This window comes from Salirhabdus euzebyi, assembly GCF_014207435.1.
Taxonomy (GTDB): Bacteria; Bacillota; Bacilli; order Bacillales; family Alkalibacillaceae; genus Salirhabdus; species Salirhabdus euzebyi.
Genome location: NZ_JACHGH010000002.1, coordinates 102,524 through 128,891 on the forward strand (window position 1 = coordinate 102,524; position 26,368 = coordinate 128,891).

At 35.7% G+C, this 26,368-nt stretch carries 23 protein-coding genes; 17 read left to right on the forward strand and 6 right to left on the reverse strand.

Going from position 1 to position 26,368, the window contains the following annotated elements; genetic code table 11:
- Window positions 1-231: 231 nt before the first annotated feature.
- Window positions 232-2,211 (reverse strand): LysM peptidoglycan-binding domain-containing protein, encoded by a 1,980-nt coding sequence (locus HNQ94_RS03590; protein ID WP_174495039.1) that lies wholly within the window; start codon window positions 2,209-2,211, stop codon window positions 232-234.
- Window positions 2,212-2,372: 161 nt separating this feature from the next.
- On the opposite strand from HNQ94_RS03590, the gene HNQ94_RS03595 reads away from it, so the two are divergent.
- The 4 genes from HNQ94_RS03595 to msrA all read left to right on the forward strand — a co-directional run bounded on the left by HNQ94_RS03595 (window position 2,373) and on the right by msrA (window position 6,007).
- Entirely contained in the window at window positions 2,373-3,431 is a 1,059-nt protein-coding gene (locus HNQ94_RS03595; RefSeq protein WP_174495038.1) for a hypothetical protein, read from the forward strand.
- 18 nt (window positions 3,432-3,449) lie between these two features.
- The gene (locus HNQ94_RS03600; RefSeq protein WP_174495037.1) at window positions 3,450-4,118 is read left to right on the forward strand and encodes a uracil-DNA glycosylase; all 669 of its coding nucleotides are present in this window, start codon (window positions 3,450-3,452) and stop codon (window positions 4,116-4,118) included.
- 205 nt (window positions 4,119-4,323) lie between these two features.
- A complete protein-coding gene (vrrA, locus tag HNQ94_RS03605; protein ID WP_184351833.1) occupies window positions 4,324-4,947 on the forward strand; it encodes a VrrA/YqfQ family protein in 624 nt (207 codons plus the stop codon).
- Window positions 4,948-5,047: 100 nt separating this feature from the next.
- Window positions 5,048-6,007 carry a peptide-methionine (S)-S-oxide reductase MsrA gene (msrA, locus tag HNQ94_RS03610; RefSeq protein ID WP_174495035.1) on the forward strand — a complete coding sequence of 320 codons (960 nt, stop codon included), beginning with the start codon at window positions 5,048-5,050 and terminating at the stop codon, window positions 6,005-6,007.
- Window positions 6,008-6,128: 121 nt separating this feature from the next.
- Here msrA and HNQ94_RS03615 read toward each other — a convergent pair whose 3' ends face one another.
- Entirely contained in the window at window positions 6,129-6,800 is a 672-nt protein-coding gene (locus tag HNQ94_RS03615) for a GNAT family N-acetyltransferase (RefSeq protein WP_174495034.1), read from the reverse strand.
- A 112-nt stretch (window positions 6,801-6,912) separates the two neighbouring features.
- On the opposite strand from HNQ94_RS03615, the gene HNQ94_RS03620 reads away from it, so the two are divergent.
- The 5 genes from HNQ94_RS03620 to HNQ94_RS03640 are packed head-to-tail and all read left to right on the forward strand — an operon-like array spanning window position 6,913 to window position 9,853.
- Window positions 6,913-7,980: an AbrB family protein gene (locus HNQ94_RS03620; protein WP_174495033.1), complete on the forward strand. Its 1,068-nt coding sequence runs from the start codon at window positions 6,913-6,915 to the stop codon at window positions 7,978-7,980.
- A 19-nt stretch (window positions 7,981-7,999) separates the two neighbouring features.
- A complete protein-coding gene (locus tag HNQ94_RS03625; protein ID WP_246199927.1) occupies window positions 8,000-8,476 on the forward strand; it encodes a GNAT family N-acetyltransferase in 477 nt (158 codons plus the stop codon).
- A 51-nt stretch (window positions 8,477-8,527) separates the two neighbouring features.
- Window positions 8,528-8,731 carry a DUF6501 family protein gene (locus HNQ94_RS03630; protein ID WP_174495031.1) on the forward strand — a complete coding sequence of 68 codons (204 nt, stop codon included), beginning with the start codon at window positions 8,528-8,530 and terminating at the stop codon, window positions 8,729-8,731.
- Window positions 8,732-8,749: 18 nt separating this feature from the next.
- Entirely contained in the window at window positions 8,750-9,463 is a 714-nt protein-coding gene (sfsA, locus tag HNQ94_RS03635) for a DNA/RNA nuclease SfsA (RefSeq protein WP_174495030.1), read from the forward strand.
- 15 nt (window positions 9,464-9,478) lie between these two features.
- Window positions 9,479-9,853 (forward strand): VOC family protein, encoded by a 375-nt coding sequence (locus HNQ94_RS03640; RefSeq protein WP_174495029.1) that lies wholly within the window; start codon window positions 9,479-9,481, stop codon window positions 9,851-9,853.
- A gap of 23 nt (window positions 9,854-9,876) precedes the next feature.
- Here HNQ94_RS03640 and HNQ94_RS03645 read toward each other — a convergent pair whose 3' ends face one another.
- On the reverse strand, window positions 9,877-10,263 hold the full coding sequence (locus HNQ94_RS03645) for a cytochrome-c oxidase (protein ID WP_174495028.1): 387 nt from the start codon (window positions 10,261-10,263) through the stop codon (window positions 9,877-9,879).
- 198 nt (window positions 10,264-10,461) lie between these two features.
- Complete coding sequence (locus HNQ94_RS03650; RefSeq protein WP_174495027.1) at window positions 10,462-11,652, reverse strand: M14 family metallopeptidase; 1,191 nt, start codon at window positions 11,650-11,652, stop codon at window positions 10,462-10,464.
- Window positions 11,653-11,827: 175 nt separating this feature from the next.
- Between HNQ94_RS03650 and HNQ94_RS03655 the strand changes: the two genes are divergently transcribed.
- Entirely contained in the window at window positions 11,828-12,064 is a 237-nt protein-coding gene (locus HNQ94_RS03655) for a ferredoxin family protein (RefSeq protein WP_174495026.1), read from the forward strand.
- A 78-nt stretch (window positions 12,065-12,142) separates the two neighbouring features.
- Here HNQ94_RS03655 and HNQ94_RS03660 read toward each other — a convergent pair whose 3' ends face one another.
- Window positions 12,143-12,421: an acylphosphatase gene (locus tag HNQ94_RS03660; RefSeq protein ID WP_174495025.1), complete on the reverse strand. Its 279-nt coding sequence runs from the start codon at window positions 12,419-12,421 to the stop codon at window positions 12,143-12,145.
- 113 nt (window positions 12,422-12,534) lie between these two features.
- On the opposite strand from HNQ94_RS03660, the gene HNQ94_RS03665 reads away from it, so the two are divergent.
- From HNQ94_RS03665 to HNQ94_RS03690, 6 genes are all read left to right on the forward strand, one after another.
- The gene (locus tag HNQ94_RS03665) at window positions 12,535-13,512 is read left to right on the forward strand and encodes a P1 family peptidase (protein ID WP_311771617.1); all 978 of its coding nucleotides are present in this window, start codon (window positions 12,535-12,537) and stop codon (window positions 13,510-13,512) included.
- Between the two features lie 106 nt (window positions 13,513-13,618).
- A complete protein-coding gene (locus HNQ94_RS03670) occupies window positions 13,619-17,269 on the forward strand; it encodes a dynamin family protein (protein ID WP_174495023.1) in 3,651 nt (1,216 codons plus the stop codon).
- Between the two features lie 337 nt (window positions 17,270-17,606).
- Window positions 17,607-19,100, forward strand: a complete 1,494-nt coding sequence (gene cshA / locus HNQ94_RS03675) for a degradosome RNA helicase CshA (RefSeq protein WP_376697727.1) — start codon at window positions 17,607-17,609, stop codon at window positions 19,098-19,100.
- Window positions 19,101-19,215: 115 nt separating this feature from the next.
- Window positions 19,216-20,832: an ABC-F family ATP-binding cassette domain-containing protein gene (locus HNQ94_RS03680; RefSeq protein WP_174495022.1), complete on the forward strand. Its 1,617-nt coding sequence runs from the start codon at window positions 19,216-19,218 to the stop codon at window positions 20,830-20,832.
- 464 nt (window positions 20,833-21,296) lie between these two features.
- The gene (locus tag HNQ94_RS03685; RefSeq protein WP_174495021.1) at window positions 21,297-22,550 is read left to right on the forward strand and encodes an ATP-binding protein; all 1,254 of its coding nucleotides are present in this window, start codon (window positions 21,297-21,299) and stop codon (window positions 22,548-22,550) included.
- 208 nt (window positions 22,551-22,758) lie between these two features.
- Window positions 22,759-24,855: a PAS domain S-box protein gene (locus HNQ94_RS03690; RefSeq protein WP_174495167.1), complete on the forward strand. Its 2,097-nt coding sequence runs from the start codon at window positions 22,759-22,761 to the stop codon at window positions 24,853-24,855.
- 46 nt (window positions 24,856-24,901) lie between these two features.
- Here the strand turns inward: HNQ94_RS03690 and HNQ94_RS03695 are convergent, their stop codons facing one another.
- Window positions 24,902-25,102 carry a hypothetical protein gene (locus HNQ94_RS03695; protein ID WP_174495020.1) on the reverse strand — a complete coding sequence of 67 codons (201 nt, stop codon included), beginning with the start codon at window positions 25,100-25,102 and terminating at the stop codon, window positions 24,902-24,904.
- 89 nt (window positions 25,103-25,191) lie between these two features.
- On the opposite strand from HNQ94_RS03695, the gene HNQ94_RS03700 reads away from it, so the two are divergent.
- Window positions 25,192-26,136, forward strand: coding sequence for a threonine ammonia-lyase (locus HNQ94_RS03700; protein WP_174495019.1), 945 nt, complete (start codon window positions 25,192-25,194; stop codon window positions 26,134-26,136).
- Window positions 26,137-26,368: the final 232 nt, after the last annotated feature.

The window sequence follows — 26,368 nt, forward strand, 5'->3', positions numbered from 1 at the left end:
TACTAAAAAGGATAGAGAAGCAACAGGTAACTGTTCACTCTATCCTTTTTCATTGCTTAGGAAATTATAAAATTTCGGACTTGTGGATAAGTTAGTTGCACGGGGGAGCCACGTCTAGCTCCAGCACCTACCCCCTCGGGACATAAGTCAATCCCTTCTGTGGAAAAAACTCCACGGCAGGTCTTGTCTTATGCCTGCCTTAGGCTGAGCAAGGCGCTTGCGCTTTTGTACTTACTGTAAGCCTGCCGCTTTTTCTACTTGTGCTTGGTGAGATGGATCAGCTTTACCGTCGATATGACGGGTACTGTTTCCGAAATAAACATCAAAATGTCCCGTAATGCCGTTATTGGTTATATATTCTCTTTCATGTGGCATAAAACTCATACTAGCTGCTATTTTTCTTCCGTCTACCTCAAGAATTACAGCTCTAGGTGTCCAAGAGTACCCACCCCATATAGATTGTGCGATGGTGGAGTCATTGGCCGTAACTGTCTCACTATCTGCGTGGTTTGCCCCAATTGTTCGTTTAATAAAAAAGCTTTTTCCAGTTGCAAAATCAGTAACTTTTGCTGTTTTTCCAATAGTGAATACATATTGAGCTTCTGTCCACCAATCAAGATATTCCCCATGTTTTTCACTTACAACAGGTTTAACAGCAATATTGTGCATCGGTATCTTAAGGGTTTGACCAATTGATAAAGCACTACTAGTCGTTAGGTTGTTAGCTTTTAATAATTCGTGCTGGGGTATACCGTAACGAATACTTAATCCCCATATGTTATCACCAGAAGCAACAGTATGTGTTTGATACGTAATCGTATTATTTGTCGTTGTAGATGGTTCATTTAAACCATTCGGAATGGTTAATACTTGCCCAATTTGTAAAACATCTGAATTCAATTGATTAGCAGTACGTAATTGATCTACTGTAATGTCAAATCTGTTGGCTATTACGGATAAACTATCTCCTGAACGAACCATGCAAGTAAAAGTGGTTCTTACCTCATCCAGGACTGGAACAGGATCGGTTTTCGCTTCACTTTTAGGAGGGATTGTTAATTTTTGTCCAATCTGTAAGGAATCTGTTGTTAGTTGATTAGCTGCTCTTAAATCAGCAACCGTAAGACCAAGTCGTTGGGTAATCGTCCATAAATTGTCTCCTGCTACAACAGTATACGTTGATGATCTTTCCGTTGGTTTTTCCGTTTCTGTTTCCCCTATGTAGGATGGAATCGTTAATACTTGTCCAATGCCAAGAACATTGGTATTTAGCTGATTTACTTCACGTAATGTATCCACCGTTACATTATTTTTCCTTGCGATTGAATATAATGTATCTCCTACTACAACGGTATGTATTTTTGTCTGCTCCAATGGTGTATTAGTATTTGATGGACTAGGTGGATTTGCTGTACTAGTTGTAGGAATCGTTAGTACCTGTCCAATCTGTAACGCAATGGAGGTTAAATCGTTCGTACTAACTAGTTGATCGACGGAAACTTGAAAACGCTTCCCAATAGAATAAAGTGTATCGCCTGGTATGACTGTATAATTTGCCCCCTGTGTAGGAGCAGGTTGTTCAGTTGTTCCAGTTTGAACACGACTTTCTCCTATATTGTTCAATAGAACTGGTATAATAAGCGTCTGTCCAATTTTCGTTGCATCACTCGTTAACTTGTTGGCTTCCTTAATTGCATCTACGGTTGTATCGTAATTTTTTGCTAATACCGATAAATAATCTCCGCTACCAACGAGGTGGATGGCTTTTGGTATAATGAGACGTTGATTTAACTGCAGTGTATCGGTAGTTAATTGATTTGCTTTTTTCATAAGATCTACAGTTGTATTATATTTTCGTGCTATATTCCACAGTGTATCCTTTGCAGTTACCTCGTAATAAATTAAACTGGATACATTAGCCTGTGTGGTGATAGGTGTTTGTGATGCTGCTTGTATTTTATTCACATGTAACGTAAATGGGATGGCCGTTACAACAATACCCCCACAAATAATTTTGACTACTGAAACCCGAAGTTTTGGATAACGTTCTTTAACAATTTGTTTCGCTGTTTCCAGAAAGTCCGTCCTCGCTTTTGGTTCTGATCCTAACTCATCGGCGAACTCGGCTAAACTTTCATCAACGTATAGGAGTAATTCATATTCATCTCCGTTTTTATTTTGTTTGAGTTCATACCTTTGAATATTATCCATTCAAATTAATCTCCTCTTGGCTTATTAATTGAAAACATTCGTAGTTTTTATCAAATACATACTATTCATTCCTATTCTACTTAAATGGAAAGGATAGACGCTCAAGCTTTCTTCCCCTAATATATAAAGAAGAACGAGATAAAAAGTAGTGAGGTATAATCATGGAACATTTACAGCAGAAATTAGCAGAAGTACAAAGAAAAGAGAATCTATCTAATCGTCCAGCTTTTTTAGGCGAAGGAGCATGGCATTATGCCTTTTTAGCTACATTGAAAACTGGTGAGCAATTTGTTATTCGTTTCCCTAAGGAAGTTGCGTATGGGAGAAAAGTTGAATTCGATGAGAAGGAACTTCGTGCAGAGTATGGTGGTACGCAAGCTTTTTACCAGTTTGCTAATCAAGTCCAACCTCATATTTGCCCGTCTTTTTTTACTTATTACATTCATCCAGAACTAACCTATACGATGGAAACTTTTGCTGGTAGCACGATTAACTTACATGCGTTAACAGAAACGGAAGCATTTGAAATTGGTGCACAGTATGGTCACTTTTTTATGGAAATGAACAAAAGACCAGCTCCTTTAGAGGGAATTGGTTATTTAGCGTGGGACGAACATAAAAACATAATTCGCGGGTCCCATCAGTCAAATATATCTGTCTTCATGGAAGAGGAAAATCACGAACTTTTAGAGGATTTAAAAGTATTTAAGCATGCATCTGGTACGCTAAAAATCATTGAAGCTAAATTGAAAGAGTGTTTACAAACAAGAAATATAACGGAGAAAAACATTTCCTTTACGAATCAAGATACATCACCGGAAAATATTTTAATTCATCATAAACAAATTAAAATAATTGATCCTTTTCCTGTACTTTATTATGGACATGCCTTTGCCGGAAACTTTATAAACAATTATCAAACACTGTTTTTAGCTTTACATAATTCTCCTCGATATAAAAAACATGAATTTACAAAGGTTCAACCGATATTAGAAGCAGTTGCAAATGGGTTTAGTAATAGCTACACAGGTCCCGACAAAGAAATGGGTGAACTAGTGAAGCGAGAAGAATTCATACAATTGTTCCAAACGACAGTTGATCATATTCGCTTATCTGAAGGAGAGCTTCCAATGGAAAAACAACTGCGGTATGGCACAATAGACGTAATCCAACGGAGAATACCTGCTTTTTTAAAAAAACTAGAACAATTTCAACTTTAATCAAAGGATGTTTCATTTATGTTTAAAAAGTTACCAGCTGATTGGGCTCCTTATATACAAGAGGAATTGACAAAACCTTACTTCCTAAATTTAGAACAATTTTTAATGGAGGAATATACACATTATCGTGTTCATCCAAAAAAGGAAGATATTTTTAATGTTTTCGATTATACGCCTTTTCAAAAAGTGAAGGTCGTTATTTTAGGGCAAGATCCATATCATGGACCCAATCAAGCTCATGGACTAAGTTTTTCTGTTCAACCGAATGTTTCCGTTCCTCCATCGTTAAGAAATATTTTCAAGGAGTTAGAGAGTGATTTAGGGTATAAGGCACCTCAACATGGCCATTTATTAAAATGGGCGGATCAAGGTGTACTTCTGTTAAATACGGTTTTAACAGTACGGGAAAATGAAGCGAATTCACATCGTAATCAAGGTTGGGAAATGTTTACGGACAAAATACTAGAAGTAATAAATGACAAGAAGGAACATGTCGTTTTTGTCCTGTGGGGGAATCATGCAATTCAAAAAGCAAAGAAAATCTCTCGCGAAAAGCATTATGTTCTAAAAGGACCACACCCAAGTCCACTTTCTTCTTACCGAGGCTTCTTCGGTAGTAAACCTTTTTCAAAAGTGAATAGTTATTTGAAAAGTGTCGGTAAAGAAGAAATTAATTGGCAACTATAAGAATAAGAAATGGCCTTCCAGCTTCTTTTCAGAGTGGAAGGCTTTATTCTATAGAAAAATAGAAATTAATTCTGTAATTGCCTACACTTTGACGACCTCTCTTTCGTACAGTAGGAGTAGTACATTTGTTTAAGGGAGGTAACTCATAATGCCACCGAATATGCAACGACCTAACCCATTTAGTATGCGACAGGGGCCACCTAGGATGCCACAAAATACGAGAGGTTTTTTTCAACAACCAAATGCGAATGTTCAAGGCCAAGCTAGTGGTGGAGGGAATAAGATAGGCGGAATGCTTCAAAAGCTGTTTAAGCGTACACCCAAAACCCCAACTGGAGGCGGTCCCGCAGGCTTTGGTGCAGGACCAGGCATGGGATCAGGCTTTGGTCCAGGATTCCCAGGATTCGGATCAACTATGGGTGGGGAAAACCTAGGTAATGTAGCAGGAGGAGCGGGATTAGATAAAGCTACTAGTATGTTAGGAAATGTTCAAAAGGCGATAAACCTAGCACAGCAAGCAACCCCTATGATTCAGCAATACGGTCCAATGGTAAAAAATCTTCCGGCCATGTTACAAATGCTTAAAGCGATCAATCAATCAGATGATACAGATGAAGAGGAGAATGATTCCGATGAAGTAGAAACTTTGGATGAGGAGGAAGATTCAGGAAGTGAGCCTGAGGAAGAAGAAGAAGATGCTGATTTAGAAGCATTTTTAACTGACGAAGATGAAAAGGATAAAGAGGATAAAGAGAAGCCCAAGAAAAAGAAAACAAAAACAAAAAAACAACCAAAATCAGGAGCATCAACACCAAAAGTATTTGTGTAAATCCCTCATAGAAGGTAGCAGCGCTAATATTTGTGAATGAGAGCCATACACTATAAAATAAACATAACAAATCATACAACCACATTAGGGGGTAACCATATTGGCAAATCATTTAGAAAAAGCTACTTTCGCTGGGGGTTGTTTTTGGTGTATGGTTGAACCATTCGACACCAGACCAGGTATTCATTCCGTTATTTCCGGCTATACAGGTGGTCACAAAGAAAATCCAACTTATGAAGAGGTATGTCAGGAAACAACAGGTCATTATGAAGCGGTACAAATTACTTTTGATCCTGCTATTTTTCCGTATGCGGATTTAGTTGAAATTTATTGGACATTAATCGATCCGACAGACCCGGGTGGACAGTTTCATGATCGAGGAGGCTCCTATCGCACTGCGATTTTTTATCACAATGATCAGCAAAGAGAAATCGCTACAGTATCGAAAAAAAGGCTTGATGAAAGTGGGAAATTTAAGAAACCAATCGTCACGGATATATTGCCTGCATCCACTTTTTATCCAGCTGAGGAGTATCACCAGGATTACTATCAAAAAAATCCACTTCATTACAAAATGTACAAAAAAGGCTCTGGTAGACAGGATTTTATCGAAAATAACTGGGGTTCCAACAAGGGCTTAACAGATTTGAAAAAGACGTTAAACCCAATTCAATATAAGGTTACGCAGGAAAATGGTACAGAAACACCTTTCCAAAATGAATATTGGGATTATGAAGGGGAAGGCATATATGTAGACATTGTCTCTGGGGAACCATTATTTTCATCTAAGGATAAATACGATGCTGGTTGTGGATGGCCAAGCTTTACGAAACCAATATACGATAAACAAATAAAGGAAAAGTTTGATGAATCCTATGGGATGAGGAGAACAGAAGTTAGAAGTAATTATGCAGACTCTCATTTAGGTCATGTGTTTGATGATGGACCGCTTGACCAGGGTGGATTACGTTATTGCATTAACTCGGCCGCATTGCAATTTATCCCAAAAGAGGAGATGGAAGAAAAGGGATACGGAAAATTACTTTATTTGTTTGAATGAAAAAGAAAGGTGTTTTCTTTCATCTGAAATCGGGTACAAATGTAATAGATAAATAAACATAGTAGTGTCTAGATAAAAGAGCTAAACTCGGTAAGTTCGGGTTTAGCTCTTCGTGTTCTCGTTAACGCTTAAACGGATTTTTCCACTCCATTAATAAGCCATAGTTCAAAGACTCCTCATCTTCCAAGTAATCTTTTACAGGATGAACGGGAGTTCGTCCTGACTTCAATAAAAAAGTAATGACAGGATCATAAATATGACCTTCAACTACTCCTTCCACAAATTGTTGAGGAGAATACACATGGGCATATTTATGATAATTTGGCATCCTTCCACCACCTAGAAGTCTGTCTAATTGCATGTGAATCACTACTTCATACATGGACTGCATAAGTACTTGACCTAATCCGTACGATCGATAGGATGGTGACACACATATATCTACTACATATAAGGTGTTTCCCTCGTTGTTATGATTTCGGATATAACCATTATCTGTTATTTGCTCCCAAGTGTGCTCTTCTCGATCATCTTCAATATCAACGATTAAACCTGTCATGGATCCCACAATCTTTCCATCCATTTCTATACAAAGGGCTCCATCTGGAAAGTAAGCAACATGATTTTGAATTTGTTTCACATTCCACCATAGCTCAGAAGGAAAAGGTGGCGGAAAAGCTTCTTTTTGTACCGATAACAGTTCGTCAAAATCTTCGGTTGTATAATTTCGTACGATCGCATTTTTAGGTTTTTTCGTTTTTTTATCAAAAACAAATAATTGTTTATACAACACTTATCACCTCTTTAAAAAGTCTCCTAAGTACATCCCATGTAGTATGAATAAGTATAATGATACAATAGCTTATATGTTAAAAATTTTCACCTATTTGAAATGAGGCATAACAATGAACAATATCTACATATATAAAATTATCCTATCCATTTCTCTATCTATCATTGGAGGAATCCTCTTTCACTATATACATATACCTTTACCGTGGATTTTAGGCCCTGTGACATTTTTACTTGTCTACAAAAGTATTTGGAAAAAAGAAACGATTTCTTCTCTTCACCTTCGAAACATTAGTTTTGTGTTATTAGGTATTCAGATTGGCAGTACCTTCACAACACATACATTTGAAAATGTCACACCTTATTTTTTCCCATTTCTAATGATGACACTGTTACTCATATTTGTAGGTTTATTTGCTGCTTTTTTAATTGCTAAATACATAAACCTTGATATGACAACAAGTATACTGGGTGCTGTGCCAGGCGGACTTTCAGCAATGATTGCCCTAAGCGAATCCTTTAAAAGTAACACGGTTTATGTAACGATCTTTCATTCTATTAGGCTACTAGCTGTTTTATTTATCGTCCCTTTCGCAGCAACCCATCTTTTCTTTCAGGCTAGGGAATTCGAGACTACCTTTACTTTACCAGTGGATAATGGTCATATTGCTACAGTTGCCCTATACTTTTTGTTTTATTTCCTAGCCAAGGTAGCAAGTAAAAAAGTCCCTGCGAGCTACGTAATCGTCCCAATGATTTTAACAGGAGTTTTGAATGCAAGCGGCTTTACGATGTACCATCTACCAGCTTATTTTTTTATTGGCGCCCAAATTTTATTGGGAATGTATTTAGGGCATACGGTTTCTGTTAGGGATATTATGAAAGTGGGAAAATATTGTTACGTATTCTTATTATTAAATATTGGCTTAATAGCTTTTTCCTTTTTACTCGGTTACTTATTTACTTTATTTACGACGATGGATTTAGTAACGGCTATATTGAGCTTTGCTCCAGGTGGATTAGTAGAGATGGCATTAACAGCTGAAGCAGTAGGGGGAGACCCATCGATAGTAAGCTCTTTACAAGTTATTCGGTTATTAATTATAGTCATATTACTACCATTGTTATTGCAGATGATCATACCTAAATTAGAAAAGAGAGTGAAGGTAGATGGTGTTTAAAACCTTTGAGGAATTTTCGATGGAAAAAGTAAAACAATTTTTTGTGAATCAGTGGGGTTCTTCTCAAATTGTTGTTTCTACTGGTATTTTTTCTATTGATGATTTAGATGGTTTTGTGAGTATAACAGACGGGGGCGAAGTAAATGGGTTACTGTCCTTTACGTTATATGAAGCAGAAAAAGTGTTAGAAATTGTTTCTTTGGATAGCTTAGAGGAGGGGAAGGGAATTGGATCCAAACTCATTCAACTCGTTGAAGAAGCTGCTGTCCAACGAAGCTGTACGTCGATTAAATTAATAACAACGAACGACAATTTGCATGCGGTCCACTTTTATCAAAAACGAGGCTTTCGATTAACTCAAGTTTTTATAGATGCGGTGAATAAAGCGAGAAAGGTGAAACCCCAGATCCCATATGTAGCATATAACGGCATTTCCATCATGGACGAATGGGAATTTACAAAACCACTTAGTGGGCAAGGGATTATTGAAAAGTAATGAAAATATAGCTATCATAAATTATTAGCAATAGAAAAGGAGCGATTGACGATGATTCATAAAAATTGGGAAAATAATAAGACTATTAAACAAATTGAATGTGTACATGCAGATGCAAAAAAATATATTGTCCATAATGTCCTAACACCAGGAAAAGTGTATGATGTTAAAAATGAAACCGATGAATTTTATTTCATTATCGATAATACAGGCAAAATGGGTGGCTTTTTGAAGGACTATTTCAAAGAAGTTTAAGTTTGCTGGGGGATTCATATGTTTTTACCATTTGAAAATAAGCTGCACAAGGCAATATATAGAGAAAGAGTAAACCGATTTATTTTAACGTGTCAGCTAGTAGAGACGAATGAACTAATAACCGTTCATCTTCAAGACCCAGGGCGTCTTATAGAATTACTAGTACCTGAAAATTTCATATATGTTTCTTATCACGATGAGCCCCATCGAAAGACAAAATGGACGGCAGAAATTATCCAAAAACCGAACGAAACTGTTTTTGTTTCTCTCCGTTCAACGCTACCGAATAGATTAATAAGTATGGCTTTAAAGGCTGGGCAATTAGGTGAATATAAACCTCTAAGCTATTCCAAACAAGAGTATACTTATGGACATTCTAGGTGGGATTTTTTGCTCGAAAATGAACAACGGAAGTATTTGCTTGAAGTGAAAAGCGTAACGATGGAAAAGCAAGGAACTGGTTACTTTCCCGATGCACCAACTAAGCGGGGAAAAAAGCACGTAGACGAACTTCAGGCCATTCAGCAAAGAGGGGAATATCAAACAGGTATTTTATTCGTTTGTCAGCGAGAAGATATTTCGATTGTAAAACCTGCCGATTGGATTGATCCAGCTTTTGCACAATCATTAAGAATGGCACATGAAAATGGGGTAGAAATTAAAGCAAGGGTTTGCCGAGTTGATTTAAAAGGTATTTATTTAGGGGAAATGATACCTGTTGAACTTTCGTAAAGGAGAGGAAGTAACGTGTTTCATGTAAAAGGGATTGACCACATCCAACTTGCTGCACCTGAAGGCTGTGAGGAAGAAGCGAGAAAGTTTTTTACAGGCCTGTTAGGATTAAAAGAAGTGGAAAAGCCAGATGGATTAAAGAAAAATGGTGGGGTTTGGTTTCAATGCGGAAACCAAGAAATACATATCGGAGTAGAAAGTGCTTTTTTAGCTGCTAAAAAAGCACATCCTGCATTCTACATTGAGCAAATTGAAGAATTATATGAGTATTTAGCAACTCATCATGTTGCTGTAGAAAAGGATAATCGTTTACCAGGTTACACACGGTTTTACGCAAAGGATCCATTCGGAAATCGACTAGAATTTTTAGAAAGGAAGAAGGATGTGTGATGGTCACGCATCCTTCTTTTTCTTTACTTCGTTTTTCCTTTTAAATTAAACAATATATTATAGACAAAAAACAAAACACCAACAAGTACAAGTGTTGCTCCAGTTGCTGTACCAGCTATTAAAGGAGTACTATCCATATTACCTGTTTGCAGCATGATGAATAAGGCTACCATCATGACTGGTAGTCCTATGTTATGTAACCAAAAGTGAATTTTTGCTGAAATATTGTTTGTAAGTTCAGGAAATACAACATATATAAGTCCAATAAGTGTTAAAGCAGTCCATCCAAGTAAATTAAGATGAGCATGAACCCCGGTTAGATTATACATATGTGCAGTAGACATATAATATCCAACACTTACACCAAGTAAGAAATAAACAGCAGATATTTTTATTAAACGAATCCCCATTACATTTTCACCACCTTCCTGGGAGATATTTTATTACACTACAAAAAAAATTGATATTATACCTTCGTATAATTTTTTATTAAGGCTCTTCTTACATAGGTTGTTGCTATTTATTGAAAATTCGAGGTAGCTTATGTTCAGAAATAAAAGCTATCCCGCTATCTTTTTGAAAAATCACCAATCTTTTAGTAAACATCTTTATAAATAAAGGCTCGCTAAAAATATGCCTAAACTTTCTTGATAAATTTCATCAAATTGTGCTAACGGTAATGGATTAACTCCTTGCCCCAGCTCGATCGTAAACCCTGGTCTTCTCCATTTCTGAATAAACCAATCTTTATAGCCGGCATAACTATCAACTGTTTGAATAGGGGCGTATCCACTAACCCGAGTAAACTCATTTACTATTGTTTCTGCTTCTGGAGGTGCTAAATTTTCAAATCCCCAATAAATCACCTCTCCTTGAGTATGGAAAGCAAGTGCCCGATTGAATCCACGATTTCCTGTTAACTCCGCTATTGCAATCGCTTCTGGTTCTGTTAATGGTTGCTCACCAGGATAATCTCTTGGTGCAGGTTGTTGTTCCTTACGTTCTGCTTCAATTTCCCATTTTGCAGGATATTGATTATTTAAATCTACACCACGAATATTAGCCTTCCAATTAGAGAAATCTGTACTACCATTGTTAATGTTTAAAACCTGTTGTCGATATGCTTCTTCTTCTGGGGGACCTTCAATCACTAAGTTAACACCATCTGGATTGACCATTGGTACTACCGAAAGTAAAACTTCTTCGTAATAAGGGTTCATATTTAAACCGCGAATTGGTTGTTGATTTGTCAAAGCGAGTAAATAATCGTTCAAAAAGGTCATAATAATAGGAGTAGTGATCCATTCATTCGCATGGAAAGATCCATTTACATGTACTTTTTTTGTCCCTTTTCCAATAACGAGTTCGGGAATTGGTTTGTTCATGACCGACTTGCCTATTTCAAACGTACTCATAAATGGATAAATATATTTAAGTTGTCGCATGTTTTGGATAAAATCTTCATACGTATATGCTTGTTTCCCATTTACAACACGCCAAGTTACTCTTCTTGGTAACGTTATCGTTTCACCTACATTAAGTTGAGATGTATTTTTTTCTCTATTTACGAATGATAATGATTGAAAAGGGATATTTTGTTGTTGAGCAATAGACCATAGTGTATCACCGGCTTGAACAGTATAAGTTTCCGTGACAAATCCAGGAATTCTCACTGTAGCTCCAGTGTCTAATTGGGTAGGGCTAATATTTGGATTGGAATCGATAATAAATTGAAGAGGTAGTTGGAAAGTTTGACTATATATCCAAAAATTATCACCTGATTGTACCGTTATATTCATCAAATACCTCCAGTTTGATCATACTCTGAACCAATATATGATAAGGACTAGGAGAATATTTATGAAAAAAGCAATAAATTATTCCGAAAAAAATATTTTAAAAAAAGAGGATTTTTACTAGTAAACGTATAATAGTATAATAAAGAGTAGACTACCTAATAAAGGAGGGCTTATTTTGGCATTCGTAATTACATCACCTTGTAAAGAAGAAAAAGCAGGAGAATGTGTAGAAGTTTGCCCGGTGGAATGCATAGAAGAAGGTAAGGATATGTTCTATATTGACCCTGACATTTGCATTGACTGTGGTGCTTGTGAAGCTGTTTGTCCGGTAGAAGCGATTTATCATGAAGACGATGTACCTGATGAGGAAAGAGAATACATTCAAATAAATAAAGAGTTCTTTCAATCATAAGGACATAACAAGGGGCTGTTTCACTTAGAAACAGCCCCTTACGTATGAAAAGAGTTTAAGGCAAGTACTCCCATATGCTTATAACTTTACTTTGAAATCATTAAAACCTTTCCTATCATCTGAAAATGAACTAATTTCCACATGCTTTACCTTAGCAAAGGGTCGTGGACCTTTTTTTATTTCTTCGGTAAACAGCTTGACTGCTTCCTCTTTGCCTTCTGCCTCTATTTCCACCGTACCATCTAATTTATTTTGAACCCATCCTTTTATCCCCATTTCATCTGCTTTCAGTTTTGTGTAATGACGAAATCCAACTCCTTGTACTCTACCAAAAACAATCAAATGGACATTTTTCATTTAAATACCTCCATCTTTATTTCTCTATTACAAGTATAACAAATGAAGGAGACAACCTCATTCGTAACGAATGTTAGTAAAAAAACGTCGTTTAGATGAGTAAGGTTAAAGGAGTGTTGTTGTTGAAAGTAATTTCTGTTCAAGACATAAATGGATTCAAAATTGGTCATAGTCAAGATGAAGAAGCAGCTACTGGTTGTACAGTCGTGATTTGTGAAAAAGGAGCTATTGCGGGAGTTGATGTAAGAGGTGGCTCTCCGGGAACAAGAGAAACAGATTTATTAGATCCTCGCAACTTGGTTGAGCATGTTCATGGACTCTTTTTATCAGGTGGAAGTGCTTACGGACTGAATGTTGGTGGTGGGATGATGGAGTTTCTGGAACAAAAAGGCGTTGGATTTGATGTACAAGTAGCCAAAGTACCAATAGTTGCAGGAGCTATATTATTTGATCTTTTTCCTGGAGACCCTACCGTTCGCCCAAATCATCAAATGGGGTATGATGCTTGCTTGAATGCTCTTGAACAAAAAGAAGATAAGAACGGTAACATTGGAGCGGGTACAGGAGCAACAATAGGAAAATGCTTAGGTCCAGAATTTGCCATGAAGGGTGGGCTCGGAACTTATGCAGTTCAGATTGGGGAATTCAAAATAGGTGCAGTTGTAGCCGTTAATTGTTTTGGTGACGTCATAGACCCTAGTAATGGTCAAATAATAGCTGGTGTGTATGACCGGCAGGCACAAGCTTTACTTGGATCAGAAAAACAGCTCTTAAAGCAATATAATCAAAAGGAAAAAACAAATCGATTTCAAGGGAATACGACAATTGGAACCATCCTAACAAATGCCTCACTAACGAAAGCACAAGCGAATAAAATAGCATCGATTGCTCATGACGGATATGCGAGAACGATGCGTCCATCTCATACATTAGTGGACGGAGATACCGTATTTACCATGAGTACAAATGAAGTAGACATAGAACTCAATGTGGTAGGTCAACTTGCTGTTACTGTAATGGAAAAGGCAGTACTTGCGGCAATAAAACAAGCAAAAAGTAGTTACGGATTACTGGCTTATCAAGATATTTGAAGTAGACTTCTCATAACTTTTCATCTATTTTTAGCAACATACTGTAAAATTCATGAAAATTTCAGTAAAATAACTATGGATGTGACAAACACAAAGGGGTTACAAAATGAAAAGTTATAGCGTGACAGAAAAAACTCAAAACAAACAAAATTTAGCACGTTTGTTTGAAGCGCTTGAAGGTAAAAACCAAATCCAAGCAGAAAAAGTTTTGGATCTTATTGATAAACGAGAAAAGGAAGAGTTAGTCATCGGTTTTGCTGGGCATTTTTCGGCAGGGAAATCAACGATGATCAATAACATTATTGGAGAAAATATTTTACCTTCTAGCCCAATTCCAACAAGTGCGAATTTAGTAAAAGTCAAATCAGGAAATGGTTATGCTCGGGTTTTCTACACGCATAACCCTCCTGTGGAATATAAAGAACCTTACGATCTAGATACCATTAAAGCTTTATGTAAAGATGGTGAATCTATCACTAAGATAGAAATCAGTAAACAAATGAGCGTTCTACCCAAACATGTGACCATCATGGATACCCCAGGAATTGATTCATCAAATGACGCAGACCGTGTCATTACAGAATCAGGTCTACATGTGGTGGATGTTTTGTTTTATGTAATGGATTATAACCACGTCCAATCAGAAGTAAATCTCTCCTTTTTAAGGGAAATGCAAAAGCGGGGAAAACGGGTATATATTGTTATTAATCAGATTGATAAACATCAAGAGGAGGAAATTCCTTTTCATGCTTATCAAGAAAGTATTCGCCATGCATTAAAAAGCTGGAAAATTGACCCGTTAGGTATTTATTATACGACACTCATAGAAACAAAACATGCGTTCAACCAATTTGAAGAATTGCAAAAACTATTCCTTCAGCTTACACAAGAGAAAGAGGAGATTATCGAACAAACAATAAGCCAATCCTGTCTCGTAATTCTAGATGAACTTAGTAAGCAGTTAAGGGAAGAAAAAGAAGCGGAAATAGAAGATTTAAAAGAAGACATGAACCATTTAAGAACGAGGTTAGGTGAGCTGGCATCAAGTAAAGGGTCAGTTGAAGATAAGATTAAGACTGTCACTGAATTCCCGAAGGAAGCAGAACAAACATTTAAAAAAGAATTGGATAGTATTTTTAAAAGTGCTTATTTAATGCCTTTTGAGAATAGAGAAAAAGCAAAAGCGTTCCTAGAATCGATGCAGCCTGGTTTTAAGATGGGTTTATTGTTTGCGAAGAAAAAGACAGAACAGGAACAAGAAAAACGATTAAATGAATTTTACAATGATTTAATGAAGACAGTTACATCACAGTTGGAATGGCACATTCGGGATTTATTTGTCAAATTGGCGAAGCGGTTTGATGTTGTCGAACCAAATCTCCTTCAGGAAATTCAACAGTTTACCGTGGACTATCCAAAAAGCGGTCTCAAGGACACAGTAAAAACGGGAGCTGAAGTGACTGGTGATTATGTTCTTGTTTATACGAATGATGTTGGAAATGATATAAAAGTGTATACAAAACAAAAAGCCTTACAAATTTGGTTCCAGATGAAATCGATTATGGAAAAACAATCAGAGGTAATAGCATCAGCTGAACAATCAACATTGAAATTACATGAACAATTAGAGAGTAAACAAAGAAGTCTAGAGGAAATTGAAAAGGACTTGACTAACACGATAGACAGTTTAAAAGACATTTTATTTGGATATTATTCTCATTCTGAACATGCAATGGAAAAAGTATATCTTGCTTTAACAGATAGAAAGAAAAGTATCCAGCAGAAGGTAATGAAGAAGGCAGAAAAGAAAGACATGACCAAGCAGGAATATGCTGTTTCTTCCCAGAAGGACATAATCGATGTGGATACTTCATTCTCTGTCGATGATATCATCAATCGCTTAGAAAAATCTGCGTCTACGTTGGCAGACGTGAGAGGATTTCAGACGATTAAACAAGACCTAATTGAAAAGCGGAATCGAATGGATAACCGTCATTTTACCGTTGCTTTATTTGGGGCGTTCAGTGCAGGTAAATCATCATTTGCAAATGCATTATTGGGAGAAAAGGTGTTGCCTGTTTCGCCAAATCCAACGACTGCAACAATAAATAAAATTAGTCCATCTTCTCAAGAAAATCCTCATGGGACGGTCGTTGTCCAATTAAAAGGGGAGCAACAATTAATAGAAGATATTTACCATGCTGCTGAGAAATTGCCAAAAGGTTTTACTAAATTGGCCGAGATAAAGACGTGGATGGATGCAAATGATGTATCAGAATACGTGCAAGATCAAGAATCTAAAAATGTATCCTTTTTACAAGCTTTTATCGACGGTTATGATGATGTTAAAGAGAAAATTGGTAAGCAAGTAACGGTTTCGATCAATGAATCATCCAGCTATATAGCAGAGGAAAAAAGAGCTTGTTTTGTTGAGTGGATGGAAATGTTTTATGATTGTGATTTCACCCAAAACGGCATCACATTAGTTGATACTCCGGGAGCTGATTCCGTTAATGCTCGACATACAGATGTGTCGTTTGAATACATTAAAAACGCAGACGTTATTTTATTTGTAACGTACTATAACCACGCTTTCTCTAGAGCCGACAGGGAATTTTTAATCCAACTCGGTCGGGTGAAGGATGTATTTAGCTTAGATAAAATGTTCTTCCTCATTAATGCGGCCGATTTGGCTAAGGATGATGAGGAATTACAGCTTGTCACGTCGTATGTCGAGGAACAATTATTAGCGTATGGTATTCGAAATCCAAGACTGTTTCCTGTTTCGAGTAAATGGGCTATGGAAGAAAAAGTGTCAAAAAAACTGTTTGACCAGAAATCAGGTATTCAGAAATTTGAAGAAGATTTCTACCACTTTATTGATGAGGAGTTAACAGGTTTATTTATTCAATCTGCACTTCATGATCTAAAAAGAGCAGCCAAATTGTTAGAGGAGCATGTGAAATCCGCATCCATGAATGCGGCAGAAAAAGAGAAGGTTAAAAATATTTATCAAGATGATTCCAAGAAAATGAAGGATTTTATATTAAACTTTGACATGGAAAGGCATGAAATTGCTGTTAAACAAGAGTTAGATGAACTCGTCTACTATATACAACAACGTTTATTTTTGCGTTTTATTGATATGTTTAAAGAAACGATAAACCCAGCTTATATAAAATCAAATGGCAAGAAAGGAAAAGAAGAATTAATTGGAGCGGTAAAACAACTTATCCAATATATAAGTCATGATTTAATTCAAGAAATTCAAGCAACTTCCTTACGAACGGAAAAATATATGAACAAAAATATAAAATCATTTACGGAAGAGTTAGAAAAACATGACTTGATGAAAAAATATCAGTTTTCTTTTCCTACAAAGGACGATTTTTCATTTGAGACGAAGAAGGGCCATAACGGGTTAGATTCTATTCCATTCTCGGCTTTTCATGGAGCCTTGTCTATTTTTAAAAACACGAAATCCTTTTTTGAACAAAATGAAAAAAATAAATTCCATGATGAACTTAAAGAGATTTTGCAACCTTTTGTTAAAGAATATTTAGACAATCAAAAAAGGGAGCTTATTACCTTCTATCTACCCCAATGGAATAAAGAAGTTGAACAGGTTAAGACGAAAATGATAAACGTTTTAGAAGAGTATTTCGATGGTTTACTATATAATGTTTCTACCGAAATAGATGTAGAAGAATTGAAAAGGAAACTAACAGAGGTTCAACAACTGGCAAATGAAAACTAGTGGTTTATCTCTCTATAAAAAAGGGAATCGAGTAATCCGAAGATGTCGGACTACTCGATTTTTTGTAATCATAGACTTTTTTGTTAAAATAAAACTAGCTTAAATAACCCAAATAGCTGTTTTTAACCTCATTTAGTTATTTTTTCTAGATTTTTCTTTCGTTTTCATTTAAAATTGCTAAAGTATGGAATAGCTACGGAAAAAAATTAGCTCACTTAATTTTTACTTGGCATGATGGAAAGTTGCTCACCAAAAAATATGGAATGAATGTTAAGTTGAAAAATTGGAAACATACTAAATGAAATTATAATTATAGATATAAGGAGATTGAGAAATATTGACTACGTTTAAAGAATTTGACATAAGTGAAGAAACAAGAAGTGCCATTTCGTCAATGGGCTTTGAAGAGGCTACTCCTATTCAAGCTCAAGCAATACCAGTAGGGTTATCAGGAAAGGATTTAATTGGACAAGCACAAACAGGTACGGGAAAGACAACGGCATTTGGTATTCCGCTCGTTGAAAAAGTAGATATAAAGGATAAAAACGTTCAAGGGATTATTTTAGCTCCAACACGCGAGTTGGCCGTTCAGGTTGCAGAAGAGCTAAACCGAATTGGAGGCAAAAAAGGTATCTTTACGCTACCTATTTATGGTGGTCAAGATATTAATCGCCAAATTAGAGCTTTAAAGAATAGACCACAAATTATTTCTGCTACACCTGGTCGTTTAATGGACCATATGAGAAGAAAGACCATTCGCCTAGATAATATTCATACAGTTGTACTTGATGAAGCGGATGAAATGTTAAACATGGGCTTTATTGAAGAAATTGAAGAAATCCTTGAAGCGGTTACTTCTGAGCATCAAACGATGTTATTTTCGGCAACAATGCCTGCAAAAATTGAAGCATTAGCACGTAAGTTTATGAAAGATCCAGAAATGATTAAAACAAAATCAAAGGAAATGACAGTTAAAAATATCGACCAACATTATATCGATGTGCAAGAGAAGCAAAAATTCGATCTTTTAACAAGACTTTTAGACATTCAATCACCTGAGCTAGCAATCGTTTTTGGACGTACGAAAAAGCGTGTAGATGAGCTAACAGAAGGTTTGAAAAAGAGAGGCTATTCTGCAGAAGGTATTCACGGTGATTTAACACAGTCGAAAAGAGATCACGTTATTAGACTTTTTAAAGAGCAAACAATCGATATTATGGTAGCTACAGATGTTGCTGCTCGTGGACTTGATATTACAGGTGTGACACACGTATATAACTTTGATATTCCGCAAGACCCAGAAAGCTATGTTCACCGAATTGGCCGAACTGGTCGTGCTGGTAAGAAAGGTTTATCCGTGACATTCGTGACACCTAGAGAACTAGATCATTTACGCGTAATTGAAAATGTTACGAAGAAGAAAATTGAGCGTAAATCTATCCCTACTTATAGTGATGTAATTGCTGGGAATAAAGAGTCAGCTATCGAACAGCTGAAATCAACAGCAAATAAGGATGATTTAAAAGAATATAAAATGGTAGCTGAGCAATTGTTAGAGGAAGTTGATTCTGTGACATTATTATCAGCAGCAATCAAGCTACTTACAAAAGAACCAGATAGAACACCAGTAAACCTTACTTCTGTAGCTCCAATCCGAGTGAAAAAAGGAAAAGGGGATGGAAACAGAAGAAGATCAAACGATCGAAAGCCAAGAGCTGGCGGCGACAGAAAGTTCAATGATCGGAAGCCTCGCGATAGAAGAGGAAAAGATCAACGCCCGAATGATCAACGAAAAAAACGTAATAACCGTAGTCGCAAAGAAAACTCATAATGATTAAAAAGCTGATGGATGATAACCATTGGCTTTTTTCATGTTTAGAACTATCATTTAGGTATAGAAAAATGTTATAATTTCTATTAGTGAATTTTTTAATGGAGGAAAATAAATGCTAAACGTAAATAATGTAAGTTTAAGATATGGTGATAGAAAATTATTTGATGAAGTAAATATAAAGTTTACACCTGGTAACTGTTATGGATTAATTGGTGCAAATGGTGCCGGTAAGTCAACGTTTTTAAAAATCCTTTCAGGTGAAATAGAATCCCAAACAGGAGATGTTCATATTACACCTGGGCAACGCTTAGCTGTTCTAAAGCAGAACCACTTTGAATATGAAGACCAAGAAGTGTTGCAAGTAGTTATGATGGGACACGCGCGCTTATTCCAAATTATGCAGGAGAAAAATGCAATTTATATGAAAGAAGATTTTTCTGATGAGGACGGAATGAAAGCAGCGGAGCTAGAAAGTGAGTTTGCAGAATTAAATGGTTGGGAAGCAGAATCTGACGCAGCAAGGCTACTAACTGGTTTAGGTGTGGATGAGAGCTTGCATTACAATAAAATGGAGGATCTTTCGGGTTCTGATAAAGTGAAAGTACTATTAGCTCAAGCTTTATTCGGTAAACCAGATATTTTATTACTTGATGAGCCGACAAACCACTTGGACATTAAAGCGATTCAATGGTTAGAAGAATTTCTAATTAACTTTGAAAATACCGTTATTGTTGTTTCACATGATCGTCACTTTCTAAACAAAGTTTGTACTCATATTGCAGATATTGACTTTGGTAAAATTCAACTTTACGTTGGTAACTATGATTTCTGGTATGAATCAAGTCAGTTAGCTTTGAAGATGCAAGAAGAAGAAAATAAGAAAAAAGAAGAAAAAGTAAAAGATTTACAAGAGTTTATTGCCCGTTTTAGTGCAAACGCATCTAAATCAAGACAGGCAACTTCTCGTAAAAAATTACTAGAAAAGATTACAATTGAGGATATTAAACCTTCCTCTCGTAAATATCCATACATTGCTTTCAAACCAGAGCGCGAAATTGGGAATGATTTATTAGTAGTGGAAGGATTAACGAAAACGATTGAAGGGGAAACAGTTCTCAACAATGTAAGCTTTACACTTAATCGAGATGATAAAGTAGCTTTAGTTGGTCAGAGTGAATTAGGAAACACAACTTTAATGAAAATCCTAATGGGCGAAATGGAACCAGATTCCGGTTCCTTCAAATGGGGAGTTACAACGTCACAAAGTTATTTTCCAAAAGATAACTCAAAGTTTTTTGAAAATAGTGATTTAAACCTTGTGGATTGGTTAAGACAGTATTCACCTGAAGATCAAACAGAAACATTTTTACGCGGTTTTCTAGGCAGAATGTTGTTCTCTGGTGAGGAAGCTAAGAAAAAAGCGAGCGTTTTATCTGGTGGAGAAAAAGTTCGTTGTATGCTTTCCAAAATGATGTTAAGTGGGGCAAACGTTTTACTATTGGATGAACCAACAAACCACTTAGATTTAGAATCTATCACATCATTAAACAACGGCTTGATCAAATTTAAAGGATCCATTATCTTTACGTCTCACGACCATCAATTCGTTCAAACAATTGCAAATCGCATTATTGAATTAACACCAAAAGGTATTATTTCTAAAGAGATGACGTATGATGAATATTTACAAGACAGTGAAGTAGAGAAAGCACAAAAAGCTTTATATTAAAAATTTTGAAAGAGGTTAACAATTATTGTTAACCTTTTTTTTATTGCTTAGGAAATTATAAAATTTCGGACTTGTGGATAAGTTAGTTGCACGGGGGAGCCACGTCTAGCTCCAGCACCTACCCCCTCGGGACATAAGTCAATCCCTTCTGTGGCAAAAACCTCCACGGCAGGTCTTGTCTTATGCCTGCCTTAGGCTGAGCAAGGCGCTTGCGCTTTTGTTCTAGAAAATATTCACTAATGGATTAGTTTTCCTTCGAATAAAATCTTCTTTTAGAAAAGAAAATTTCTATAGTTTTTACGTACTGACTTCTTAAAATATTTCGAACCAATTTTCTTATTTCGAAATAATTTCCCAATAAATGCAAAAAATATCTTTTATTGTAAATATTTACACCCCGCACTTTAACCTTTAATATATACTTAACTACGTAAGTACTTGTAAAAAGTAAGTGGGGATGCCAATTGGGAGATTCAATTAACTATTTGTTAAATAATGTTGTATTCGTCTTATTACCTTTATTATTTTATCAGTTATTTTTACGCGAAGAGGATGTTACGAGAAGGAACAAAACCTTTTCAAAATTCTTTTTTGTTTTGGTGTGCAGCTTAATTGTGACAATGAGCTTTCCGGCGCCACACATAAACGATTTTGATTATGATTTACATATCATTCCGGTAATCATTACATTTTTATATGCTCCCATTTTATCTGGCATTTCTGTTGTGCTGATAACGATCGCTTACTCTACCTATATAGATCCAACCGGAATTTTAATGAACGTGGTTAATTATTCAATTGCAGCAATCTTATTGCTGTTGTTAAAAAGACTTTACAATCATTCTTCACATGGTCGTAAAGTGTTGCTCCTAAGTGGTTTTTATATGTTACTCGCTACTTCTCGTTGTTACTATTTGTATTTATCGAACAACATAGATCAATTAATCTTTCAAATATATCTCTCTACTATCACATGGATCACCCTAATGTTTGTTGTTTATATTATTGAAAATATGGATAAGCAAGCAAAAATGAAACGGGAACTGCAAAACATAGAAAAAATAAATGCCGTTAGCCAGATAGCTGCTTCGGTTACACACGAAGTACGGAATCCATTAACAACCGTCAGAGGTTTTTTACAATTGCTAAGGGAGAGTAATCGTTTACAAAATAAAGAGAAAACATACATCGAAATAGCAATAGATGAATTAAACAGAGCCGAATATATACTTAGTGAGTTTCTGTCATTATCTAAACCGAAGCAAGGAAAGTATGAAGTGATTGATATAGCCCAAACAATTGAAGACATATCGATGATTATGAAGCCATATGCTACTTCTACCAAGGTAGCCATTGTAACATCGATAGATAAACCATTAAAAATATATGGATTTAAATATGAAGTTCAGCAAGTGATGCTAAATATAATGAAGAACGGTATTGAAGCAATGGAGGATGGTGGGAAATTAAAGATTTCTGCATCCCATAAAGAAAAGAAAGTAGAGATAACGATAACAGACAGTGGAAGAGGGATGTCGGAAAAAGAGTTAGAAAACATTGGGAATCCATATTTCTCAACGAAGCCTAACGGAACTGGACTAGGATTAAGTGTTACCTTTGAAATTATTAAAAGAATGGGTGGGAATGTAATTTTTCGAAGTGAGCAGGGGAAAGGGACTTCGTTTAAAATTATTTTTCCAACGGCATACCAAAACTAGATTTGCTATTATCAGACTTTATTTATATCATATCTAAAAGGACTATTTTCATTAATAGTCCTTTTTTATGTAATTTATCTTTTCTATGTCCTTTTCATCCAGTAGAATAATAGAGATACGTTTTTATTTTGAAAGGAAGGTAAAGTTGGAAAATATTTCACTCACTTCAGATCCAATCCTTTTATTTATAGGTATAATTTTAATCTTTATGGCTACGTACACCTCGGTGGACTTGTTTACGTTAATGAAATCATCTGAACGAAATAACCGCTTCTTATTCCTTGGTGCCGTATTTTCCATGTCTATCGGAATATGGATATTAAATTTTTTAATGATCTATTCCCAACACACAGAAGGACTTACATCCTATAATATCCCTCTTGCTATATTGTCGATTTTAATAGGGCTAACATTTACTGGAATTGCCTTCTATAACTTAATAAGAGAAAAAGTTACAACATTCCAACTAATAATAAGCAGTCTGTTTTTCACTTTGGCTGTTTTCTGTATATATGTATTAGGAATTTACACACTTAATTTTGGTCTTAGTCTAAGTCCGATTATCCTAATAATTTCCTGCCTATTAATTGCTATTTCTTTTTATATGCCATTATGGATTTTATATTCAAAAAACCTTTCAACAAATAGGCAAGGATGGTTTCGCCCTTTATCAAGCTTAATAATAACCGGTGGCATAACAGAAGGTTATTTTTTGCTAACAAAAACATCAGCACTTTATCCTTCTTCTGTGATCGGTCAAACACAGGATGACTTTCATCATTCGCTACTTTTTTACATTGCTTTATTTGTTTCCATTATAATCTTAACTGGCTTAATTATATCTAGTACGCTTGTGAATAAGCGATTAGAAAAGAGTGATTCAAATTTAAAAGATATTTCTGCAGCTTTGGATGCTTCCTCTATTGTTGCTATCACAGATCCTCGAGGAATCATCACATATGTAAATGAAAAATTTGTCGAGATTTCAAAACATGAGGAATCAGAATTAATTGGACAAAATCATCGAATATTAAATTCTGGATATCATTCAAAAGAATTTTTTAAAGAGTTGTGGCGTACAATTGGACAAGGCCATGTTTGGAAAGGGGAAATAAGGAATCGTGCAAAAGATGGGACGATATATTGGGTAAATACAACAATTGTCCCGTTTTTAAATAAGAAAGGTAAGCCTTATCAATATGTGTCTATACGAACGGATATTACAAACCGAAAGCTTGCGGAAGAAAACTTAAAACAAACGCTGAAAGAGCTAGAAGATGTCAAGTTTGCATTAGATCATTCTTCCATTGTCGCCATAACTGACCAAAGGGGAAGAATTACGAGTGTAAATGATAAGTTCTGTGAAATATCTAAGTATTCTCGAGATGAACTGATTGGACAGGACCATAGGCTGTTAAATTCAGGTTACCATACTAGGGAGTTTTTCCAAGTTTTATGGCGAACAATTGCATCAGGTGCCATTTGGAAAGGCGAGTTACGAAACAAAGCAAAAGATGGCACTTTTTATTGGCTGGACACGACAATCGTTCCTTTTATGAATGAGGAAGGGAAACCTTATCAATATTTAGCCATTCGAAATGATATTACCGAGAGAAAGAGAACGGAAGAAATAATCAATCGTCAGGATAAATTGGCCGCAATTGGTCAGTTAGCAGCAGGGGTTGCACATGAAATACGTAATCCATTAACATCCATGAAGGGCTATGCAGAGTTTTTAACGTTAGATGAAAAAGATGAGGCTAGAAGAGAATATTTAGATATTATATTAGATGAAATAGAACGAGTAGACTCAATTGTAGAGGATTTCATGGTACTAGCAAAACCGAAGCCAGAATTAATGGAAGTGAAAAATATAGTTCCGGTTATGAAAAACGTATTGTCACTTTTGGAATTTGAAGCGAAAAAACAAAAAATTAATATTAACTTTGAGTACAGGGAAGCGCTAATGAAGGTCGTAATCGATGAAAATAGAATGAAGCAAGTGTTGCTGAATTTTATTAAGAACGCAGTAGAAGCAATGCCGAATGGTGGTACAATCAACGTCTCTGCTTTCTTAGAAGACCAACAAGTTCATTTGTCAATAGCTGATACTGGCGTTGGAATTCCAGAAGAAAAGTTGAAAAAAATCGGAGAACCATTTTTCACAACTAAAGAAACTGGGAATGGTTTAGGATTAATGATTAGCTTCAAAATAATTGATAGTCATAATGGAAAAGTGTATGTTGAAAGCGAGTTAAATAAAGGTACAACCTTTCATATTCTTTTGCCACATCATAGTGATTAAACATAAATCCCGTCCTAGTTTGGACGGGATTTATGTTACATACAGCCTATAAATTGTTATATTGTTGTTTTACTTCATCGGCACCAAGCTGCTTGTTTGCAGACTCCATTCGCTTATGTTCTTCAACTGAATCACCTGGGAAAGTTTCTTGATAATCTGAGAGAACGTCAACAGTTGGTTGAACACTTAACTCACTTCTTTTAGGTGCGTTCGTTTCGATTTCACTTTTGGGATTTTTTTTAGGCAAATGCTTTCACTCCTTTTCCTTATTGTGTGGAAATGTCACAAAAGTAACCAAAGAAAGACAAGATATCATTAAAAGAAAGGTGTGTTTGTATGGTTACACTAAACCGAATACATGATGCAAGAAATAACATTATGGATACAGTAATAAAAACACCTATGTATACTTCTGAGCAATTAAACAAAATAAGTAAAAATAACATCTTTTTAAAAGGGGAGCATGTCCAAAAAACTGGATCTTTTAAAATTCGTGGGGCAACAAATAAAGTGAAACAAGCTGTTGAAGAAGGAGCAAAATATATTACTGCCGCATCCTCAGGTAACCACGGACAGGCGGTAGCCTATATAGCCAATAAATTAGGTGTTCCTTCAAAAATTGTTGTTCCTGAGGATGCTGTATTATCAAAATTAAACGCAATTGAATCTTACGGAGGCCTGATTGAAAAGTGTGGAACGACTTCTGCTGAAAGGTTACCTAGAGCAAAAGAAATTGCGAAAAAAGAAAATGGTATTTTTATTCCTCCATATGATGATCCGTTTATTATGGCCGGTCAAGGAACAGTTGGTCTAGAAATAATAGATCAAATAGAATCAGCTGATATCATCATCGTCCCTATTGGTGGTGGCGGACTTCTTTCCGGGATTTTAACAGCTATTAAGGAAACGAAACCGAGTATAAAGGTTATTGGTGTGGAACCTGAAGTAGCCAATGATACTTTTTTATCATTACAAGCTGGTAAGATTACCTCTATCCATGATGCACCTACTATTGCTGACGGTTTACGTACCTCTCAACCCGGGGATTTAACCTTCCCAGTGTTGTTGAAGTATTTGGATGATTTAATCTTAGTATCTGAGGAAGAAATAAAACATGCCTTTCAGTTTGTTTTAGAAAGAATGAAGCAATTAATTGAACCTTCAAGTGCAACAACGATTGCTGCTGCGATGTTTCATAAATTAGGAGTAGAAAATAAAAATATTGTTGCAGTAATTTCCGGTGGGAATGTGGATATAAAACAAATTAATCATTTTTTCTAAGTTAGCAAAAAAGTACCTTTATAGGTGCTTTTTTTGATGATCAATTATTTGTTTTTTTTCAAATCCCAATAATATATTTTGGGGATTCGTGAAAAAAACCAATATTCCTGGATTAATGTTATTGTCATAAAGGACAAAGATTTCCAATCAATCATTTTAAGCATAATTACGCACCTCCAAATCTAGGGGTTACTTACGTGTATTCAATTAGTTGTTTGTCTTAGTATGAAAT

Bases quoted from the DNA above. Each gene is read 5' to 3' on its own strand.
- HNQ94_RS03630 (WP_174495031.1), top strand. From the start codon at position 8,528: ATGATTCATAAAAATTGGGAAAATAATAAGACTATTAAACAAATTGAA.
- HNQ94_RS03595 (WP_174495038.1), top strand. From the start codon at position 2,373: ATGGAACATTTACAGCAGAAATTAGCAGAAGTACAAAGAAAAGAGAAT.
- HNQ94_RS03680 (WP_174495022.1), top strand. From the start codon at position 19,216: ATGCTAAACGTAAATAATGTAAGTTTAAGATATGGTGATAGAAAATTA.
- HNQ94_RS03700 (WP_174495019.1), top strand. From the start codon at position 25,192: ATGGTTACACTAAACCGAATACATGATGCAAGAAATAACATTATGGAT.
- HNQ94_RS03645 (WP_174495028.1), bottom strand. From the start codon at position 10,263: ATGGGGATTCGTTTAATAAAAATATCTGCTGTTTATTTCTTACTTGGT.
- HNQ94_RS03660 (WP_174495025.1), bottom strand. From the start codon at position 12,421: ATGAAAAATGTCCATTTGATTGTTTTTGGTAGAGTACAAGGAGTTGGA.
- sfsA (WP_174495030.1), top strand. From the start codon at position 8,750: ATGTTTTTACCATTTGAAAATAAGCTGCACAAGGCAATATATAGAGAA.
- HNQ94_RS03620 (WP_174495033.1), top strand. From the start codon at position 6,913: ATGAACAATATCTACATATATAAAATTATCCTATCCATTTCTCTATCT.
- HNQ94_RS03590 (WP_174495039.1), bottom strand. From the start codon at position 2,211: ATGGATAATATTCAAAGGTATGAACTCAAACAAAATAAAAACGGAGAT.
- HNQ94_RS03650 (WP_174495027.1), bottom strand. From the start codon at position 11,652: ATGAATATAACGGTACAATCAGGTGATAATTTTTGGATATATAGTCAA.
- HNQ94_RS03625 (WP_246199927.1), top strand. From the start codon at position 8,000: ATGGAAAAAGTAAAACAATTTTTTGTGAATCAGTGGGGTTCTTCTCAA.
- HNQ94_RS03600 (WP_174495037.1), top strand. From the start codon at position 3,450: ATGTTTAAAAAGTTACCAGCTGATTGGGCTCCTTATATACAAGAGGAA.
- HNQ94_RS03690 (WP_174495167.1), top strand. From the start codon at position 22,759: ATGGCTACGTACACCTCGGTGGACTTGTTTACGTTAATGAAATCATCT.
- vrrA (WP_184351833.1), top strand. From the start codon at position 4,324: ATGCCACAAAATACGAGAGGTTTTTTTCAACAACCAAATGCGAATGTT.
- HNQ94_RS03670 (WP_174495023.1), top strand. From the start codon at position 13,619: ATGAAAAGTTATAGCGTGACAGAAAAAACTCAAAACAAACAAAATTTA.